Source organism: Streptomyces sp. NBC_01439 (assembly GCF_036227605.1).
GTDB lineage: Bacteria > Actinomycetota > Actinomycetes > Streptomycetales > Streptomycetaceae > Streptomyces.
On sequence record NZ_CP109487.1, the window covers coordinates 433,263 to 451,809 of the forward strand.

The window sequence follows — 18,547 nt, forward strand, 5'->3', positions numbered from 1 at the left end:
CTGCCCGCGCCACGGGGTCCGGAACCCAGGCGCGGGCGGGGCCGGGTGTCGACCCACCCGGCCCGCCCCCATCGACCGGAGGGACAGGCCGGTGCCGGATCACGCCGTCGCATGGCTGCGGACGCTCGGCGCGCAGGAGGTCTCCCATCCGGGCGGTACCCTCCTCGCACACCTCGAGCGCGTACAGGAGCTCCTCGGGTCTTGGGGGGCGCGGCCCGCGCTCCAACGAGCGGGCCTGTGCCACGCGTTCTACGGTACGGACGGTTTCCCCACCGGCTTGCTGCCGCTCGCCCGGCGGTCCGAACTGGCCGCGGTGATCGGCGACGAGGCCGAGGAGATCGTGTACTTGTACGCCGCCTGCGACCGCGCGGCTTCGTATCCGACGCTCGCCAGCGCGGAGGCGGCCTTCCGGGACCGGTTCACCGGCCGTGTCCACTCCCCCGCTCTGGAACTCCGGCGGGACCTCGCCGAGCTGTCGGCGGCCAACGAGCTCGACCTCGCGCGGATCGATCCCGCCTTCCGCGAGGCGTCGGGAGCCGAACTCCTCGCCCTGTTCGCACGGCTCCGCGGACTGCTGAGCGAGCCGGCCCGGCGGGAGTGCCGGGCCGTGCTCGTCGACGGTGGGGGTTGAGGCGGTCAGGGGACGGGCCGGTCGAGCGGAGCGGACGGGGGCAGGGCCCCGGCCGCGGGGACGCTCGTGCCGGTGGCGGAGACGCTGAACGCGCCCGCCGTGCCGGGCGTCTTGACCCGGAGGACGCCGGAGCGGTCCGCCGGGTCGAAGTACCAGCCGGACGTCGCGGCGTCGTAGGCGGCTTTGGAGGCCAGGACCGGAACGGGGGTCCCGTCCCGGGTGACGGTGGCGGGTGCGGTGGCCACGTGGAGGGTGAACTCGTAGCCGCGGGAGGCCGGTTTGCCGGTGTAGCTGCCGGTGGGGGCGCCCACGGAGACGGTGACCGTGCCGGAGCCGGTGGTCGGGGCAGTGACGTCGACGCGCTGGCGGGCGTAGGCACCGGACCGGTAGGCGCGGGTGCGGCCGTCGTCCTCGTAGAGGCTGAAGGTGGAGGTGCCGCGCGGGTGAATGTCGTAGGTGAGGGTGGAGACGGGCTTCTCGCCGGTGTAGTTCATCTGCGGCCACATCGGGACGACGGCGCCGCCCTTGACGAAGAGCGGCAGGGTCTCCAGCGGTGCCCGGTACCCGTTCAGCCACCCCGGGCCCGCGTACGTACGGCCCGTCCAGTAGTCGGTCCAGGTCCCGGCGGGCAGGTAGATGCCGTCGCGGACCGAGGTGTCGGAGACGACGGGTGCGACGAGGAGGGAGTCGCCGGCCATGAACTGGCCGCTGGTGAGGTTGCCGCGGGCGACCGGGTCGTCGGGGTACTCCAGGACCATGGCCCGGGTGCTGGGCACGCCGCTCTCGTGCGCGACGCGGCTCATCGTGTACAGGTACGGCATCAACCGCATCTTGAGCTGCAGGTACGTGCGGTTGATGGACCGGTACGGCTCGGCGAAGCGCCAGGGCTGCTTGTCCTGGTAGCCGGCGGACGGGCCCGTCGCACCCCAACCGGACATGGTCATGAAGGCCGGGGTGAAGGCCTTCCACTGGAGGTCCCGGGTGTACGTCTGCGGACTGCCGCCGAAGATGCCGTCGACGTCACCGGCCGCGTAGTTGAGGGCGGAGAGACCCGCTCCGGTGATGGCGGGGACGTGCCAGCGCATGTCGTCCCAGGTGCCATGGGTGTCGCCGGTCCAGACGACGGCGTTGCGCTGGGTGCCCGCCCAGCCGTCGACGGTCCAGACGTAGCGCCGGGCGTCGGAGTTCTCCTCGATGCCGTCGACCGCCTGCTGGACGCCTTGGAAGGCGGTCTTGTAGCCGCCGCCGATCCAGGCCACGTCCGTCTTGACGCCGCGGCTGCCGGCCGCGGCGACCTCGTCGGCGATGGAGCCGAGGCCGGTGGAGGTCCACAGGCCCGTCTGGAATCCCTTGGCCTTCAGGGCGTCCACGGTCGACTTCAGGGGTGCGGTGTAGCCGCAGCCGTAGCCGTCGTTGGGCAGGAACCAGCCCGAGGGCATGTCGGCGGCCCGGGCGTCGGCCGCGTAGCCGACGACGTCGGGGGTCCTCTGGTGGCGAAGCCGGCCGTGATCGCCCTGGTAGTCGGGGTTGGAGGCGTTGAAGCAGTCGGCGTTGCCGAGCTCGAAGCCCCACATCGGCGCCATGAAGGGCTTCCCGCTCACGTCGGTGTACGCGTCGAGGACGGACTTGAGGGAGTCGCCGGTGAAGTACCAGGCGTCGAAGCGCTTCTCGTCGTGGGTGAGGGTGGTGGGCGCGTTGAAGCCGTAGGAACCCGGGGCCCAGGTGTTGCGCATGACGCCGTAGCCGTTGGTGGACATGTAGAAGGGGGCGGGGCTGGCGTTGTCGTTCTCGCGCCACTTGTTGTCGACGGCGATCGGGACGGTCTTGCCCCGCAGCGCCCACTCGCCCAGGCGCAGGCCGGTGCCGTAGAACTGCTCGTCCGCGCCCCGGGCCAGGTACTGGGTGGTCCGGCCGCCGGTCCAGCTGGTGGGCCGGGTCTCCTGCCAGACGGGGGTGGTGTCGTCGGCGCGGAAGACGGAGAACCGCAGGGGCTTCTTGTTGACGCGGATGGAGAGGGATCCGGTGGTGATCCGGTAGTACGCGCCGGCGTCCGACCAGTTCGTCGCCACGGGGCCGAAATCGGTGGTGGGCGCGAGGTCGGTGCCGGCCGGGTCGTGGGTGAAGGACCCGTCGGGCGAGAGCCAGAGGCGGAAGATGTCGGCGCGGGCGACGACCACCCGGGCCTTGGCTCCGCCGGATGCCGTGACGGTGAAGGTGTCCCCGGACCGGGTGAAACCGGTGACGTCGCCCGCCGTCGCCGTGGCTCCGGCGGGGGCGGCCTCGGCGGATGGGGCGACCGGTCCCGCGGCGGCCAGACCGGCCACGGTGAGGGCGGCGGCGAGCAGGGGGACGGCCGGGTTGCGCCGCCTGCGCCGCCGCCGCGCGGCGTGAACGCGGCTGCCTAACGGGCCTTGCCGACCCTGGCTCCTGCGGATGCTTGGCAGTCTCATGGGGCAGCTCCTCGTGCGGTCCGGGACGCGGACACAGCTCCTTGGCATGCTCCCGGCAAGATAGCGCTCCGGTGGGCCTTGGTGAAAGATGATGCTCGAAGTCGACTTCATGCACGCATCTTTGAGCATCTGTCAGACAGTGTGCGGCCTGGATAGAGTGCGGGGCATGGTGGCTTACGACGTCGACGTGGCAGTGGTGGGGGCGGGACCGGTCGGGCTGAGCGCCGCGCTGCTGCTCGCCCGGGCCGGTCTCGCCGTGGTGGTGCTGGAGCGCCGTCCGGGGCCGGTCACCGAGTCCCGTGCGACGGACCTGCACGCGCGGACCCTGGAGGCCCTGACCCCGAGCGGACTGGCCGAGTCCCTGCTCCCGCTCGGCCGACGCGTGGACGCGGTGGAGATGTGGTCGGGGCGGCGCCGGCTGGGCGGCTTCGACCTGGCCCGGCTGCGCTCCCCGTACCCGTACGTCCTCACCGTGCCGCAGTGCGCGACCGTGGGTCTGCCTCCGGACGGGGCGGCCCGGCGCCCGTACGGCGCTCCGGCGGTGGTGTGCCCGTTACGATGCTCTTGTCATGATCAGACTGAAGGTGCTCGGTCCGTTCCGGGTTGAGGTAGACGGCCACGAGGTCGACGCGGGGGGTCGGCTCGCACGGATGGTCCTGGTCCAACTGCTGGTCGCCCGTGGGACGGTGGTACCCACGGAGCGGATCATCGAGCGGTTGTGGCCGACCCGGGTCCCGTCGAGCTCCCAGGCCTCGCTCCACGCCTACATCGCCCGTCTACGGCGCACCCTCGAACCGGGACGGGCCCCCCGTACGCCTGCGCGGCTCCTGGTCAGCGCGCCCTACGGCTACGCCCTCACCGTGGAGCGGGACGCCGTGGACGCCTGGGCGTTCGAGGCCGGCGTGGCGGCCTGCTCGGGGGCGGAACTGCCGGCTCACGTCGCCGCCGAGGGCCTGGCCGGGGCGCTCGCCGCATGGGGCGGGCAGCCGTACGCGGAGTTCTCGGACGAGCAGTGGACCGCTGGTGAGCGCGCCCGACTGGAAGAGGTGCACCACACCGCCCGCGAACGGCTCGCTGCGGCCCGACTGGGCAGCGGCCAGGCCTCGCAGGCGCTCGCCGACGCCGGCGCGCTGACCCGGGAACAGCCGTTGCACGAGGAGGGGTGGCGGCTGCTGGCCCTCGCCCTGTGGGCCCGTGACCGCCAGGGGGACGCCCTGGCCGCGGTACGACGTGCTCGGCACGTCCTCGACCAAGAACTCGGCGTCGAGCCGGGGCCTGCCCTGTCGGAGCTGGAACAGGCCCTGCTGCACCAGCGTCTGGAAGTCCTCCACCGGGCGACCGGGGCGCCCGCCACGGCCACCGCACCCGCCGGGGTGCCGCGCATCGTCGTGGCGGCGCAAGGTCCGGCTCCGATGGCACCTGCGGCTGCCGCGGGCGGAAGTGCGACGCCGACGGTACTGGCGGCCGACCGGCTCCTGGGCCGGGACGAGGAGCTCGACCGACTCGCCACTGCGGCGGACCGGGCACGGAGCGGCCGGGCCCAGGTGGTCGTGGTCTGCGGTGAGGCCGGTATCGGCAAGTCGAGCCTGCTGGACGCCGCCGTCCGTCAACTGCCCGAACAGGGCTGGCTGGTCGGGTCCGGGCACTGCCCGGAGACCGACGGCGCCCCGCCCGGCCGGGCCTGGTTCGACATGCTGCCCGATCTGGCGGAAGCCGCACCGCCGGGTGCGTACGCCGATGAGCTCGCTCCGCTCCTGGCTCCGGGCACGGAGCGGGACTCCGGGCAGCCGGACGGCAGCCCGGCCCGGCGCTTTCGCCTGCACCGGGCGCTGCTCGGCTGGCTGCGCGACACGGCGCGGCGACGGCCGCTGGCGATCGTGCTGGACGACCTGCACCGGGGTGACCAGGAAAGCCTCGAGCTGTTCCTGCTCTGCGCCGAGCAGCTGCGCGACGTACCCCTGCTGCTGGTGGGCTCGTACCGCACCGGCGAGGGCGATCTGACCGGGGCGCTGGCCCGCCTGGCCGCCTGCTCGCCCGTACGGATGGCGCTCGGCGGGCTGTCGGACGCCCAGGCCAAGGAACTGCTGCAGCGCGGCGCGGCCGGTATGAGCGAGCACGCCGCAGCGGCCCTGGCCGAACGGGCCGGGGGCAACCCCTTCTACCTGCGCGAGAGTTCGCTGCTGCTGGCCGGTGAAGGCGAGCAGCAGGCGCTGGGCCGCGTGCCGCAGGGGGTCCAGGACGTGCTGCGCCGACGGCTGGCGCTGCTCGCACCGACCGTCACGGCCGGACTGCGCCTGGCGGCCGCCCCGGCCGCGAGGCTGCGGTGTCCCTGCTGGTGCGCGCCACGGACGGGGACTCCGAGCAGCTCCTCGACGCCCTGGACGCGGGTGTCACCGCCGGACTGCTGACCGAACCGCGACCCGGCACGGTCCGTTTCACCCATGCCCTCGTGCGGGACGCGCTGGAGGGCGACCTCACCCGCCTGCGGCTGGCCCGGATGCATTCCCGCCTGGGCAGGGCCCTGATCGCCCTCGGCTCGGACGACGTCGCCGCAACGGCCCACCACCTCCTGCAGGCGGCCCCGGTCGTGACCGCCGACGCCGGGCCCGCGGTCCATCAGGCACGGCTGGCGGGCGAGCAGGCGGTGCGCCGATACGCCCCACAGAATGCCGAAGTCCTGCTGACCGCGGCCCTCGGGCTGCTCTCCGATCATCCGGCCGCCTTCGCCGACCAGGACGCCGCTGTGTTGCGTGTGGGGCTGCTGGGCCAGCTGGTGGAGTGCCGCATCCGGATGGGAGCCGTCGTACCCGCCCGCGAGGCGCAGGAGCAGGCCGTACGCGTGGCCCGGGGGGAGGGCCGCGCCGACCTGCTCACCGCTGCCTACACGACGTGGACCGAACCGACGCCCTGGCGCGTCCGTGCGTACGCGGCGTCGGACCCCGAGGCCGTCGAGGAACTCGGGAAGTTGCTGGAGGAGCCCGGTCTGACCGACCGGCAGCGGTGCCTGCTCCTCGACCAGCTGGCCGACGCGCTCGACGACACCGACCCCCGCTCCGTGGCCGCGTCCCGCCGGGCCGTGGAGCTCGCCCGTACCCTGGGCGAGCCCCGGCTGCGCGGCCTGACCCTGGCCTCGCTGCTGCGCCGGGTCGACTGCGAACTCGAACCGGAGGCCTACCTCGAGCTGCACCGGGAACTCGGCCGGGTGGCCGACTCCCAGGACGGCCCCGAGTACTCCTGGATGACGGCCTACACCGCCGCCCGCATCGCCGCCGCCCGCAACGACCCGGCCGAGATGGAGCGGTGTCTCGTACGGGGGGACGAGATCGCCCGCACGTACGAACTCCAGGGCGCGTTCGCGGTGGCCAGGCTGCGCCGCCCCCTGCTCGCCATGGCCCAGGGCCGCTTCGACGACGCGGAGCGGGACCTGGGGGCGGCGGTGGCGGAGCTGCGGGCGCGCGGGGCGGTGGACCTCAGCGGGCTGGCGGCCCTGGCCGTCGGGTGCATCCGGCTGCAGCAGGGCCGGATCACCGAGGTGCTGCCCGTGCTGCTCGCCGTGTGGGAGCAGTACCAGCCGCTCAACGAGGCCATCACCGCTCTCGCACTGCACGCCTCGGGCCGCCCCGAACGAGCCCGCGAGGTGTTCGCCCGGCGCGTGCCGATCCGGCGGGACTTCTGCTACTCCATCCTGGCGGCGCTGCGCGGCAGCGCCGCCATCACCCTCGGCGACCGGACGGCGGCCTCCGAGGTCTACCGGGAACTGCTGCCCCTGCACGGGCTGGCGGGGAGCGCGAGCAGCCTCAGCCTCGTCTTCCGGCCCGTCGCCCAGACCTTGGGCGACCTGGCCCGGTTCCTCGAGCGTCCCGAGCGGGCCCGGAGCCACTACCTCGAAGCGGCCCGGGTGGCCGCCGCGTGGGATTCCCCCCACTGGGCGGGCGCGGCGCAGTCCGGGCTAGCCGGACTGCCGCCGGCGCCCGCGTAGGGGCGCCCCTACGCGGGCGCCGGCGGGGGCGGCCGGTCGGGCCGGTTCCGCCGGTCAGGCCAGCTCGGCCGTGAACGCCGCCGCGAGGTCGAGGAACTCTTCGGGCGAGTCCGTCGTCAGTTGGAGGTCCACGAGCACCTCGTCGGTCCGGGCCGTGCACATCTGCTTGAGGTGGTCGCAGATCTGGCGCACGGTCCCGCGGTGGTGGGTCTGCGCGGGGTCGACCTCGGCCGTGGTGACCTCGGGGTTGACGCGGAACACCCGGCGCAGCCCCGCCGGGTCCCGGCCGGCCCGTTCGGCGGCATCGACGGCCACCGCCCAGAGCGCGTGGAAGAAGGGCAGGGGCATCGAGGCCGCGAGCCAGCCGTCGGCGCGCCTGCCGACCCGCTCCAGGGCGTACGGGGTGAAGCCACCCAGCAGGATCGGCGGCCTCGGGCCCTGGAGGGGTTTGGGGAGGACGGTCGACTCTGGAATGGTCCACAAGGGGCCGGTGTGGGCGACCGGATCGCCGCACCACACGACTTCGAGGACGTCGAGGGTCTCCTCCAACCGGGCGCCGCGGCCCTTCCAGGGCACCCCGGCAGCCTCGTACTCCTCGCGCATCCAGCCCAGCCCGATGCCCACGTCCAGGCGCCCGTGGCTGATCAGGTCGAGGGTCGTGAGCGCTCGGGCGAGCACGAGGGGCGGCTGCCACAGGGCGTTGAGGGTGCTGCTGCCCAGGCGCACGCGTTCGGTGACGGCGGCCGCCAGGCCCAGGGCGAGGAGCGGGTCGAGGTGGGTGCCGTACCGGGCGGGCATCTGCTGCCCGCCGAGGTAGCCGTCGGGCGGGTCGATCGGGGCCAGGAGCCGGTCGGCCACCCAGAGGCTGTGACAGCCGAGGGCTTCCAGCGCCGCGCACATCGCGGCGGTGCGGTCGGGGTCGGCGAACGGGCCGAACTGGGGTACGGAGAATCCGATGCGCATCGGTGGGAGTTCCTCGATCGGTACGGGACGGGGCGGGGCGGTCGGGGATGGGGGGCCGGGCCTCAGGGGCGGGCGGCCGGACCGGGAGGGCACGTCAGACGGTCGTGTGCCGGCCGCGAATCCGGCCGGTCTCGCGGCGGTACTGGCGCCGGCCGACGAGCTTCCACAGCACCCGGGCCGGGAGGGGAAGCCGACCGAGGAACTCCTGCCGCTCCTCGGGCGAGCTGTCCTCCAGGATGGCGCCCAGGGCGATCATCAGCCGGTTGCGCGGCGTCTCGGCGAGGCCCCGCTCCCCCAGCGCGTGCCACTGTTCCTCGGTGACGTGGAGCGCGACCAGCGGCATGACCTGCCGCTCTTCCTCGTCGAGGTGGGCGCACAGTTGCCGGTGGTGCGTGCGCAGCACCTCGGCGAGTTCGTCGCGGTCTTCGGTCCGGGCCTGCGCCTCCCAACGGTCCATCAGCTGCTGGACCTCGGCGAGCGCGTGGTGCTGCGCCTCCATCGCCAGGACCTGCTCGGCGTCCAGGTCCAGGTGGGGCAGCACGGCCGGCCAGAGCATCTCGTCCTCGCCGGTGTGGTGGGTGTGCAGGCCGACGGAGTACAGCCGCCAGTGCTCGGCGAGCATCCGGGAGCGGGCGGTGTCGGCGGGGCGGACCTCCTGGACGAGTTCGGCCAGGAGGCGCGACTCGCGGCGGAACACCTGGTGGATCATCGCCATTTCGCGGGTGTAGGGGTGGACGGTGGTACCGGAGGGGTTGTTCGTGTTCATGAGGACCAGTCTTGGGAGCCCGGTTGCAGGGCACTTGCAACCGACTTGCCACGACCGTCAGAGCGGCGGGAGCGGTGGGGTGACCTCCAAGAGCGGCGGGGTCGGGGAGGACCAGCGGTGGCCGCAGGGGTCGAAGACCAGGGTCACCGGCCGCCCCGGGCGCTGGCGCCAGGAGATGCGTTCCGGCGCATCGGCGCACACCGGGCAGCAGGGCAGCGGGCGGGGCTCCGGCAGGCACTCGGGGGCGGCCGTGAGCGGCGTGGCGTGCGGATCGCGCATGGAGGCTCCCTGGTCGTGCGGTTGGGCTGATCGCACTGTGCCATGGACGGGCCCGTGTGCGCACGGGCGGATCGTCCAGTGTTCTGCCTGGTCAGAGGTGCGGTCAGCAGGAGGAATCCGGTCTTCTTCCGGCACTTGGTGATCAACCGCTCCCGCTACCGGCCTCCACCAGGCCCGATTCGTACGCCGCGATCACCGCTTGGGCACGGTCGCGGACGCCCAGCTTGCCGAAGATTCCGGTGATGTGGTTCTTGACCGTGGAGACGCTGATGTCCAGTTCCGCGGCTATCTCGGCGTTGCCCCGGCCGGTGGCCATGAGCCGCCAGATCTCCAGCTCGCGCGGGGTGAGTTCGAGGGGGGTCTCGGCCTCCCACGACCGCGGCCGCGCGGGGGTCCGTACGTAGGCGGAGAGGAGTCGGCTGAGCAGCCGCGGCGCGACGGCCGCCTCGCCGCTGTGGACGATCCGGACCGCGGCGATCAGCTCCTCCGGGGAGACGTCCTTGGGCAGGAAGCCGTACGCGCCGGCGCGCAGGGCGGCGACCACGTACTCGTCCATGTCGAAGGTGCTGAGGGCCAGGACGCGGGTCTCGGGCAGCGTGCGCGCGAGTTCCTCGGTGGCCTTGACCCCGTCCATGACCGGCATGCGGATGTCCATGACGACCACGTCGGGCCGTACCTCGTGGGCGAGGGCTACGGCCCGCGCTCCGTCCTCGGCCTCGCCGACGACCTCGAACTCCGGGTCGGGGCCCAGGATCAGGGCCAGGCCGCGCCGGACCAGTGGCTGGTCGTCGGCGATGAGCACACGGATCATCCGTGCGGTTCCTCTCTTCAGGCGGGGTCGTGGACCGGGAGAGGGATCCGGGCCGCCACCCGAAATCCGCCGCCCGCGAGGGCCCCGGCCTCCAGGGTTCCGCCCTGCAGGGCGACCCGCTCGTGCATGCCGATCAGACCGTACCCGGAGCGCGCGGTGAGACGTGCGGGCGGTACCTGCGCTCCCGCTCCGTCGTCGCGCACCTCCACGCCGACCTCGTCCCCGCGGTACGTGAGCCGTACGTGGGCCCGCGCCCGGCCCGCGTGCTTGCGGGTGTTGGTCAGGGCCTCCTGAACGATCCGGAAGACGGTGAGGCCCACGGTCGGCGGGAGCGTGCGGACCGGACCGTCCACGGTGAACTCGGTCTCCGTTCCGGCCAGCCGGGACTCGGTGATGATCCGGCCGAGGTCGTCCGCTCCGGGCTGCGGCGCCGGCGGGGCCTGTTCCGGTTCCTCCCCGGCCCGTAGCACGTCGAGGAGTTGGCGCATCTCGCGCAGCGCCATCCGGCCGGAGTCCTCCAGGGTGATCAGCGCCTCACGGGACACCTCGGGGTCGTGCACCAGGTTGGCCCGCGCCCCGCCGGCCATCAGCTGCATGGTGGTGATGTGGTGGGCGACGATGTCGTGCAGTTCGCGCGCGATCCGGCGGCGTTCTTCGGCCACGGCCCGGTCGGCGAGCAGCGTCCGGTGGGCCTCGGCCTCCCGTTGCCGGTGGTTGACCACCACGGCCGCGGTGACGGTGATGAGGGCGGCCACCGCGTTCGCGGCCAGGCCCCACCAGCCGTAGGGCAGCGGCCAGCCGCGTTGGCCCGCGGATACGAGGGGTACCACCCCGACCACGGTCACCGCGACCACGGCGGGGCGGCTCGCCCTGACCATCGAGTAGAGGGCGATCGTGAGGGTGAGGCTGAAGTGCGGGGACAGCGGGGCGGCCAGGTTCACCAGGGCGCCGAGGGCCAGCACGGCGGCCAGAACGGGCAACGGACGGACGCGCCGGGCGAGCAGGGGCATCGCGGAGACGACCAGCAGGGCGGCCGCGGTCACGCTGAGGGACCCGCCCTCGGTCAAGGATCCCAGGGAGAAACCCACGAGGTCGGTGACACCGGCCGCCACCGCCACGAGCGCGTCGTTGCGCGTCCACGGCCCCCGGTCGCCGACCCCGGCCCCGTCCGCACCCGCGTCCGTCGCAGTCGCAGTCGCAGTCGCAGTCGCCGTAACCAGATCCGTGGCCGTAGCCGTGCTCGCCCGCGTACTCGTACCCATGCCCACCCCCATGCCGCCCGTCCCGTCGCCGGTGATCCATTCTGGCACCGGCCGCCGGCCGAGCCACCCGACCACGGTCGGGGCCCGGACCAGGACCGGAGTCCTGGTCGGCGGGGGCGCCCGGACCCTGGTCCCGGGCTGCGGATCCTCCCTCGACCCGACGTTTCGCCCGCTCGCTCCTGATGGTCTGGAGTCAGGCCGGGAACCCCCGGCCCGCACCGCACAGACCGGAGGAAATGTGATCCGCGCCCTGACCGGATTCTCGACGAGAAGTCCGTGGAAGGTGATCGCCCTGTGGGTGGTCCTGGGATTGGCGGCGACCGTCCTGGGCCAGGCGTTCGTCTTCCGCGCCGTCCAGACCGGCAACGCCGGGTTCCTTCCCGCACCGTACGACTCGGCGGCCGCTCTGAAGATCGCCGAGGAACGGTTCGGGGCGAAGCCGGACGCCAACCTCCTGACCGTACTGGTGGCCCGGTCGGACGGGGCGCCGCTCGCCCCCGCCGACGAGCAGCGCATCGACGCGCAGGCCGAGCGGTTGTCCAAGAAGCGCGTCGTCATGCCGAGGACCAAGGAGACGATGCCGCTCGCACAGGACCACTCGCAGGTCCCCCGGGTCAGCCCGGCCATGACGGCGCCCGACCGCTCCTTCCGACTGCTGTCCGTCGAGCTGACGGGCAACCCCGCCGATACCGGGGTGCAGGAAACCTACCGGGCCTTCCGGGAGTCGGCCCGGGACGCACTGGCGGAGGACGGCCTGCGCACCGGTTTCACCGGCGGGATCGCCGACCGGGTGGACACGACGGACGCGGAGAAGACCCGCTCGACGGTCGTCGGAATCGCCATGCTCGCGGTCATCGTCCTGCTGCACGTACTCGTCTTCCGCAGCGCCCTGGCGGCCCTGCTGCCGCTGCTCGCGGTCAGCATCATCGGCGGCGCCGCGGCCGGCGCGGTGGTCGGCGCCGCGCTGCTGACCGGGATCGGACTGTCCGAATCCACACCGAGCCTGATCAGTGTGGTTCTGGTGGGCATCGGTATCGACTACTTCCTGTTCCTGCTCTTCCGCTTCCGGGAGCAACTGCGCGAACACCCCGACCAGTCCGGGCGCGAGGCGGCCGCGCACGTCGCCGGCCGGGTGGGTACGGCGATCACCTCCGCGGCCCTGACCATCGTCGCCGCCTTCGCCACGCTCGGGGTCGCCTCCTTCGGCCAGTTCCGGGTCCTCGGACCGGCCATCGCGCTGTCCGTGCTGGTGATGCTGCTGGGCAGCCTGACCCTGATGCCGGCCCTGCTGGCGGTCACGGGCCGCAGGATGTTCTGGCCTTCCCGGGCCCTGGAGCGCGAGCCCCGCCCGGGGTCCGCCGCACGGATGGGCGACCGGGTGGCGCGCCGCCCATTCGTACTGGTGCTGGCCTCGGTGGCGCTGCTCGCCGCGCTGGCCGCCGGGGTCGTGGGGATGCGCATGGACTACGGGCAGGGCGGTGGGGGCGGCGAGCGCACCGCCGCCGTGGCCACCGCGGCCGAAATAGCGGGCGCCCTGCCGGCCGGGGTGTCGGACCCGACCAGCGTCTTCGTCACCGCTTCCGACGGCGCCGCCCTGACCGTCGAACGCCTCGACGGGCTGTCCAAGGCGCTCGCCGGGGTCAGTGGGGTGGGCCAGGTCGCAGACACCGTGCTCAGCGAGGACCGGCGGGCGGCTCGGATCGACCTGTTCCTCACCTCCGACCCGCTGCGACAGGAGGCGCGCGACCTGGTGACCGGCCCGGTCAGGGCCACGGCCGCGGCCCGGACGCCCGCGGGTACGGAGGCGCACGTGGGCGGCACCGCGGCGGTCTTCGCCGATATCGCGACGGCGGTGGACAAGGACCTGCGGGTGGTCTTCCCGGTGGCGGCGGCGCTCATCGCGCTGATCCTGTTCGCCCTGCTGCGCAGCCTGCTGGCACCGGTGATCCTGCTGGTCTCGGTCGGACTCGGCTTCGCCGCCACCCTCGGCGCCTCGACCCTGGTGTTCCAACACGCGCTGGACCGGCCCGGGGTGGACTTCACCCTGCCCCTCGTCCTGTTCCTGTTCGTGGTCGCGCTGGGCACCGACTACAACATCCTGATGAGCGACCGGATCCGGGAGGAGATGGCACGGCCCGGTCCGGCCCGCGCCGCGGTGGGCCGTGCCGTGCGGCACACGGCGCCCGCCATCGCCACGGCGGGCCTGGTGCTGGCCGCCTCCTTCGGGAGCCTGGCCGTCACCCCCGCCCCCTCCACCCAGCAGACCGGCTTCGCGACGGCCCTCGGGATCATGCTCTCCGCCTTCGTCCTGTCGATCGTGCTGGTGCCCGCGCTGGCCACCCTCCTGGGGCGGTCCATGTGGTGGCCGGTGCGCCCGCGCCCCCGCACGCAGGACAGCGACCCGGACGGGCGACGCACTCCGGACCGGGTGCTGGTCGGCTGAGCCGCCCGGACGCACGAAAGGCGCCGCCGCGCGCAGGCCCCGTACCGTCGTCGTACGGTCCTGCGCGCGGCGGCGCCTTCGCCGGGGCACGGCATCGGCCTTCGGCCGCCCGGCCGTCCGCGGTGTTACGCGAGCCGGTCGATCTCGGGGTGGTTCTGCAGCCAGGCGCGGACCGCCTGCTGCTCCTTGCCCTTCCCGGTCTGCTGGATCTTCGCCTCCAGGCCGGTCAGCTGCTCCTCGGTGAGCTTGAAGGACTTCAGCCATTCGGCGACCTTCGGCTCGTCCTCCCCGAAGCCCTTGCGGGCCAGGGTGTGGATGCCGTCGCCCTTGCCCCAGGCGCCCTTCGGGTCCTCGAGCTTGGTCAGCTCGTAGGAGGAGTACGCCCAGTGCGGGGACCACAGCACGGCCGCGACGGGCTCCTTCTTCTCGTAGGCCCGCTTCAGCTCGGCGAGCATGCCGGGCGTGGAGCCGTCGACGACCTGGTACTCGCCGTCGAGGCCGTACTCCTTCAGGACCTTCTCCTTGAGGAGCGACATCGCGCCGGCGCTCGGCTCGATGCCGATGATCCGACCCTTGAACCGGTCCGCCTTGCCCTTGAGGTCGGCGAGCGAACGCACGTCCTTCACGTAGGAGGGCACGGACAGCTCCAGCGAGGTGGGGCCGTACCAGGGGCCGAGGTCCTCCAGCTTGTTCCCGTACTTCTCCCAGTACTGGGCATGGGTGACGGGCAGCCAGGCGTCGGTCTGGAAGTCGAGCTGGCCGCCGGCCAAGCCGGTGTACAGCGCCCCGGCCTCCAGCTGGCGGGCGTCGACCTTGAACCCGCGGCGCTCCAGGAGCTCCTTCCACAGGAAGGTGGAGGCGACGCCCTCGTCCCACGGGATGTAGCCGACGGAGAGGGTACGGCCCTTGCCGATGTTCGCGGCCCCGGCCGGGCCCTCCTCGGCGGCGGAGCCGCCGAAGGTGTTCAGGCCGCCCGCGACGAGCGCCAGGACGACGGCGCCGCTGATCGCGTACGCGGGCTGGGGGCGGTGGTTCCACACCTTGGCCGCGCCGGTCGCGGCGGCCCGCGCCTTGGCGAGCGTACGGCGGCCGATCGGGGAGACCTGCCGGCCGAGCGCGCCGGTCATCCGGTCCAGGTACATGGCGAGGATGACGATGGAGACGCCCGCCTCGAAACCGAGGCCGATGTCGACGTTGCCGATGGCCTTGTAGACGGCGCCGCCGAGTCCGCCGCCGCCGACCATGCCGGCGATGACGACCATGGACAGGCCCAGCATGATGACCTGGTTGACGCCCGCCATGACGGTGGGCAGGGCCAGCGGGAGCTGGACGCGTACGAGGGTGTCGCGCGGGCTGGTGCCGAAGGCCTCGGCGGCCTCGACCAGTTCTCCGTCGACCTGGCGGATGCCGAGCTCGGTCATCCGCACGCCCGGAGGCAGCGAGAAAATGATGGTGGCGATGATGCCGGGCACCACGCCCACGCCGAAGAAGATGATGCCGGGGATCAGGTACACCATGGCCGGCATGGTCTGCATGAAGTCCAGGACCGGCCGCAGGAGGGCGCTGACCCGATCGGATCTGGACGCCCAGATGCCGAGCGGGATCGCGAACGCCAATGTGACGAGGGTGGCGACCAGCACCAGGGACAGGGTGGACATGGCGTCCTCCCACAGGCCGAGGGAGTCGACCAGTGCGAAGCCCGCGAAGGCGAGCAGGCCCGCCAGCAGACCGCGCAGCCACCAGGCGGCGACGGCCAGGATGCCCGCGAAGAGCAGCGGGGCGGGGGCGGAGAGGACGGCGTCGATGCCGTCGTAGAGGCCGGTGACGAGCACGCTGATGGCCTCGAACAGCCAGGAGAGGTGGCTCTGGAGGAAGTCGACCCCGTGGTCGACCCAGGCGCCGAGGTGCAGGCGGGGCATCAGGCGGCCACCTCCGCGCAGTACATCGGGGGCCGTTGTTCGTCGCCGATGAAGGCGATGAGGCGGTCCTGGGGTACGGAGCCGATGACGGCGCCGTCCGCGCCGGTGACGGCGACCGCGTGCGGGACGCGGGCGCTGACCGCGCACAGGTCGGCGAGCGGGGTCCCGGCGGTGACGGTGGGGCAGTCACAGGCGTCGGCGGCCGGTTCCGGATCGTCCATGACGGCGTCGGCCGTCAGGACCCGGGAGCGGTCGACGTCCTGGATGAAGGAGGCGACGTAGTCGTTGGCGGGACGGGTGAGGATGTCCTCGGCGGTGCCCTGCTGGACGATGCGGCCGTCGCGCATGACGGCGATGCCGTCACCGAGGCGCATGGCCTCGTTGAGGTCGTGGGTGATGAAGACGATGGTCTTCTTCAGGCTCCGCTGGAGCTCCAGCAGCTGGTCCTGCATGTCGCGGCGGATCAGCGGGTCCAGCGCGCTGAAGGACTCGTCCATGAGCAGCAGCTCGGCGTCGGTGGCCAGGGCTCGGGCGAGGCCGACCCGCTGCTGCATGCCGCCGGAGAGCTCGTCGGGCCAGGACTTCTCCCAGCCCTCCAGACCGCACAGGGCCAGGGCCTCGGCGGCGCGCCGCTCGCGCTCGGGGCGGGGCACGCCCTGTACCTCGAGGCCGTAGCCGGCGTTCTCCAGCACGTTGCGGTGCGGGAACAGCGCGAAGTGCTGGAAGACCATGGAGATCTTCGTGGACCGTACGCGGCGCAGCTCGTTCGCGCTCAGCGCGGTGAGGTCCTGGCCGCCGAAGAGGATGCGTCCCGCGGTGGGTTCCAGCAGGCCGTTCAGCATGCGCAGCAGAGTGGACTTGCCCGATCCGGACAGACCCATGACGACGAAGATCTGGCCGGGCCGGACGTCGAAGGAGGCGTCGATCACGGCGGCGGTGGTCCCGTCGGCGCGCAAATCTTCGCGGCCCGCGCCGCTTTCGAGCGCGCGGACGGCGGCCGCGCTGTCGGCGGGGCGCCTCCCGAACACCTTGTAGACGTGCTCGGCCTGGAGCGTGGACACATACACCTCACGGGTCGTACCGAATACGGCGCGCGCCGTCGCAGCGGCGGGCCGCGGAGCGGGACGGGATCTGCCCGTGTGCGCCGTGTCCTCCGCCACGATGGGCCGGAGGACATGGTTCCGCTCCAGCAGCGCCGATGCCCGGCATTCACCTGAGCAAACACCGGGGTGACCCTCCTCACGTACGGGGCGCGAGGGCCCCGTGGGCGGCCGCGCGGGCCGGGGCGGGCGGTCCCGGATGGCCGCAGCCCGGTACGCCCTTCCCCCGGAGGGAAGTTGGGGCTGCGGTCCGGCGGTGGGTCCGGCCGCCGGGCCCGGTGCACCGCCGCCCGGGGTGTGGTCGAGGCCACAACGCGGGTGCGGCCGTTACGTGATGCGGAAGCCGGTGGTCGCGCGGTCGCGCCGGTCGCGGTGGAAGGTGAGGCGGTCCCAGGTGGGGAAGGCCAGTTCGGTGACGGCCAGCAGCCGGCCGGAGCCGTCGTGCAGGGTGCGGCGCACGGTCAGCCCGCAGACCGGGGCGGAGGCCGGGGCGGCGGCCTGCGGGTGGGTGACGCGGGTCATGGTGAGGGTCTCGGCGACCCGGCCGGCCGCGGCGGCGCGGTCGAGCCAGCGGTGCAAGTGGGTCAGGTCCTGCACGCCGGCGGTCGTCGCCGTCGCCGCCCGGTTCCGGAGTGCGGTCAGCTCCGGACTCCGCGCGACGGCTCCGGGGCTGAGGTAGGTGACGGCGTCCCGGAGGGTCTCCCCGGCGGGGCCGCGTTCGCGGTGGTGATGGACCACGGTGCGGTCTCCGCCGGTCATGCCGAGGAACGTGCCGAGCGAGGGCGGGACGGTGACGAAGGTGACCCAGCTCCGGACCTGCGCGGGCCCAACGGAGGGCGCCGCGGCCGGGGCGACGGAGACGGCGGCAAGGGCGGGGACGGCGGGGCGGGTGCCGCGGCGGCCGGTGACGACGAGGCCGTCCTCGCGCAGGTACTGGAGGGCCGCCCTGATGGTCTGCCGGTTGACCTGGTAGCGGGCGGCGAGGCTGCGTTCGGACGGCAGTCTGCCGCCGGGGGTGTGCGCGGCACGGTCGAGATCGCTGCGCAGCGCTGCGGCGATCCGCTGGTACTTGGGCATGGCGGCCTGGCCGCCGCCCCGCGAAGGGGAGGGCATGGCTTCTCCTCTGACGGGTGGTCAAGGACTGCGCGGTCTGCGCGACCAACGTAGCATTGGTCTATACCTTTCGTGAGGGCAGATCGGGGCCCGCAGTCCGGATTGGCCGATTCCGCCTCCACGCGCGGCCACCTCGAGAGGATCCGAACGCCTTGACAGGCCAAGTAATTAGCCGCCATATTACTTTCATGACGAGGGACGGCATCGACGGCGAAGCACCCACGCTGGACCAGGCCAGACGGCAGGTCGAGCACTACGGCCTGGAGGTCGATCCACAGGCGGTACTGGTCGCGGTACGCCTGATCTCGGCGGGCGCACGGGTCGGCCGGGCCGCCGAGGCGCACTTCGCCCGGTTCGGCCTGTCGACGGGGCGCTACCGCCTGCTCGCCGACCTCGAGGACCACGGCGGGGAGAAGTCCCCCTCGCGCCTCGCGGTCGACCTCGGCGTCACCAGGGCCACGGTGACCGGCCTACTGGACGGACTGGAACGCGAAGGCCTGGTCGCGCGCCACCCCTCCGTGGAGGACGGGCGGGGCACGGTGGCCGTCCTGACCGCGCGGGGGGCGCAGCGCCTGCGCGACATGGCGTCCGAGCACTTCGGGCGACTGGAGTCGATGGTGGGCGATCTCTCCGTCGAGGAGCGCGCCGTTTTCCTGGACCTGCTCGCCCGCGTGGTGCGCGGCAGCGCGGCCCTGGCGGCGGACTGACCCCACCCCACCCCCCACCTACGGCCGCTTCGGCTCCGTTCCACAGGACGGGGCCTTTTTCACACCACAATAGTTAGCCACCTAATTAATTCGGCGGGGCAGGCCCGCGGCAGGTACGCAACCC

The 18,547-nt window shown here is 73.1% G+C and carries 15 protein-coding genes; 6 read left to right on the top strand and 9 right to left on the bottom strand.

Annotated features, from left to right (window positions below):
* Positions 1–91 precede the first annotated feature (91 nt).
* Positions 92–631 (top strand): DUF6817 domain-containing protein, encoded by a 540-nt coding sequence (locus tag OG207_RS02075; RefSeq protein WP_329095297.1) that lies wholly within the window; start codon positions 92–94, stop codon positions 629–631.
* A gap of 5 nt (positions 632–636) precedes the next feature.
* Here the strand turns inward: OG207_RS02075 and OG207_RS02080 are convergent, their stop codons facing one another.
* Complete coding sequence (locus tag OG207_RS02080) at positions 637–3,081, bottom strand: TIM-barrel domain-containing protein (RefSeq protein WP_329095299.1); 2,445 nt, start codon at positions 3,079–3,081, stop codon at positions 637–639.
* A gap of 166 nt (positions 3,082–3,247) precedes the next feature.
* Here OG207_RS02080 and OG207_RS02085 point away from each other — a divergent pair, with 166 nt between their 5' ends.
* From OG207_RS02085 to OG207_RS02095, 3 genes are read left to right on the top strand one after another with little or no spacing between them, the layout of a single operon-like run.
* Positions 3,248–3,688 carry an FAD-dependent oxidoreductase gene (locus OG207_RS02085; protein WP_329095301.1) on the top strand — a complete coding sequence of 147 codons (441 nt, stop codon included), beginning with the start codon at positions 3,248–3,250 and terminating at the stop codon, positions 3,686–3,688.
* Positions 3,651–5,489 carry a BTAD domain-containing putative transcriptional regulator gene (locus OG207_RS02090; protein ID WP_329095303.1) on the top strand — a complete coding sequence of 613 codons (1,839 nt, stop codon included), beginning with the start codon at positions 3,651–3,653 and terminating at the stop codon, positions 5,487–5,489. The genes OG207_RS02085 and OG207_RS02090 overlap by 38 nt, the downstream gene beginning before the upstream one ends.
* On the top strand, positions 5,405–7,060 hold the full coding sequence (locus OG207_RS02095; RefSeq protein WP_329095305.1) for a hypothetical protein: 1,656 nt from the start codon (positions 5,405–5,407) through the stop codon (positions 7,058–7,060). Before OG207_RS02090 ends, OG207_RS02095 begins: the two co-directional genes overlap by 85 nt.
* Positions 7,061–7,114: 54 nt before the next feature.
* On the opposite strand, the gene OG207_RS02100 is transcribed toward OG207_RS02095, so the two are convergent.
* From OG207_RS02100 to OG207_RS02120, 5 genes are all read right to left on the bottom strand, one after another.
* Positions 7,115–8,023 carry a TIGR03619 family F420-dependent LLM class oxidoreductase gene (locus OG207_RS02100; protein ID WP_329095307.1) on the bottom strand — a complete coding sequence of 303 codons (909 nt, stop codon included), beginning with the start codon at positions 8,021–8,023 and terminating at the stop codon, positions 7,115–7,117.
* Between the two features lie 94 nt (positions 8,024–8,117).
* Positions 8,118–8,789, bottom strand: coding sequence for a hemerythrin domain-containing protein (locus OG207_RS02105; protein ID WP_329095309.1), 672 nt, complete (start codon positions 8,787–8,789; stop codon positions 8,118–8,120).
* 57 nt (positions 8,790–8,846) lie between these two features.
* A complete protein-coding gene (locus OG207_RS02110) occupies positions 8,847–9,068 on the bottom strand; it encodes a hypothetical protein (RefSeq protein WP_329095310.1) in 222 nt (73 codons plus the stop codon).
* A 142-nt stretch (positions 9,069–9,210) separates the two neighbouring features.
* The gene (locus tag OG207_RS02115) at positions 9,211–9,879 is read right to left on the bottom strand and encodes a response regulator transcription factor (protein ID WP_329095311.1); all 669 of its coding nucleotides are present in this window, start codon (positions 9,877–9,879) and stop codon (positions 9,211–9,213) included.
* A 17-nt stretch (positions 9,880–9,896) separates the two neighbouring features.
* Positions 9,897–11,141: a sensor histidine kinase gene (locus OG207_RS02120; RefSeq protein WP_329095312.1), complete on the bottom strand. Its 1,245-nt coding sequence runs from the start codon at positions 11,139–11,141 to the stop codon at positions 9,897–9,899.
* On the opposite strand from OG207_RS02120, the gene OG207_RS02125 reads away from it, so the two are divergent.
* Positions 11,140–13,584, top strand: a complete 2,445-nt coding sequence (locus tag OG207_RS02125; RefSeq protein ID WP_329095314.1) for an MMPL family transporter — start codon at positions 11,140–11,142, stop codon at positions 13,582–13,584. The genes OG207_RS02120 and OG207_RS02125 overlap by 2 nt on opposite strands.
* Before the next feature lie 125 nt (positions 13,585–13,709).
* On the opposite strand, the gene OG207_RS02130 is transcribed toward OG207_RS02125, so the two are convergent.
* The 3 genes from OG207_RS02130 to OG207_RS02140 form a co-directional block, all read right to left on the bottom strand.
* Positions 13,710–15,503: an ABC transporter permease/substrate binding protein gene (locus OG207_RS02130; protein ID WP_329095316.1), complete on the bottom strand. Its 1,794-nt coding sequence runs from the start codon at positions 15,501–15,503 to the stop codon at positions 13,710–13,712.
* Complete coding sequence (locus tag OG207_RS02135) at positions 15,503–16,564, bottom strand: quaternary amine ABC transporter ATP-binding protein (protein WP_329095318.1); 1,062 nt, start codon at positions 16,562–16,564, stop codon at positions 15,503–15,505. Before OG207_RS02135 ends, OG207_RS02130 begins: the two co-directional genes overlap by 1 nt.
* A gap of 366 nt (positions 16,565–16,930) precedes the next feature.
* Positions 16,931–17,716: a GntR family transcriptional regulator gene (locus OG207_RS02140; protein WP_329095320.1), complete on the bottom strand. Its 786-nt coding sequence runs from the start codon at positions 17,714–17,716 to the stop codon at positions 16,931–16,933.
* A 188-nt stretch (positions 17,717–17,904) separates the two neighbouring features.
* Between OG207_RS02140 and OG207_RS02145 the strand changes: the two genes are divergently transcribed.
* Positions 17,905–18,423, top strand: coding sequence for a MarR family winged helix-turn-helix transcriptional regulator (locus tag OG207_RS02145; RefSeq protein WP_329095322.1), 519 nt, complete (start codon positions 17,905–17,907; stop codon positions 18,421–18,423).
* Positions 18,424–18,547 lie beyond the last annotated feature (124 nt).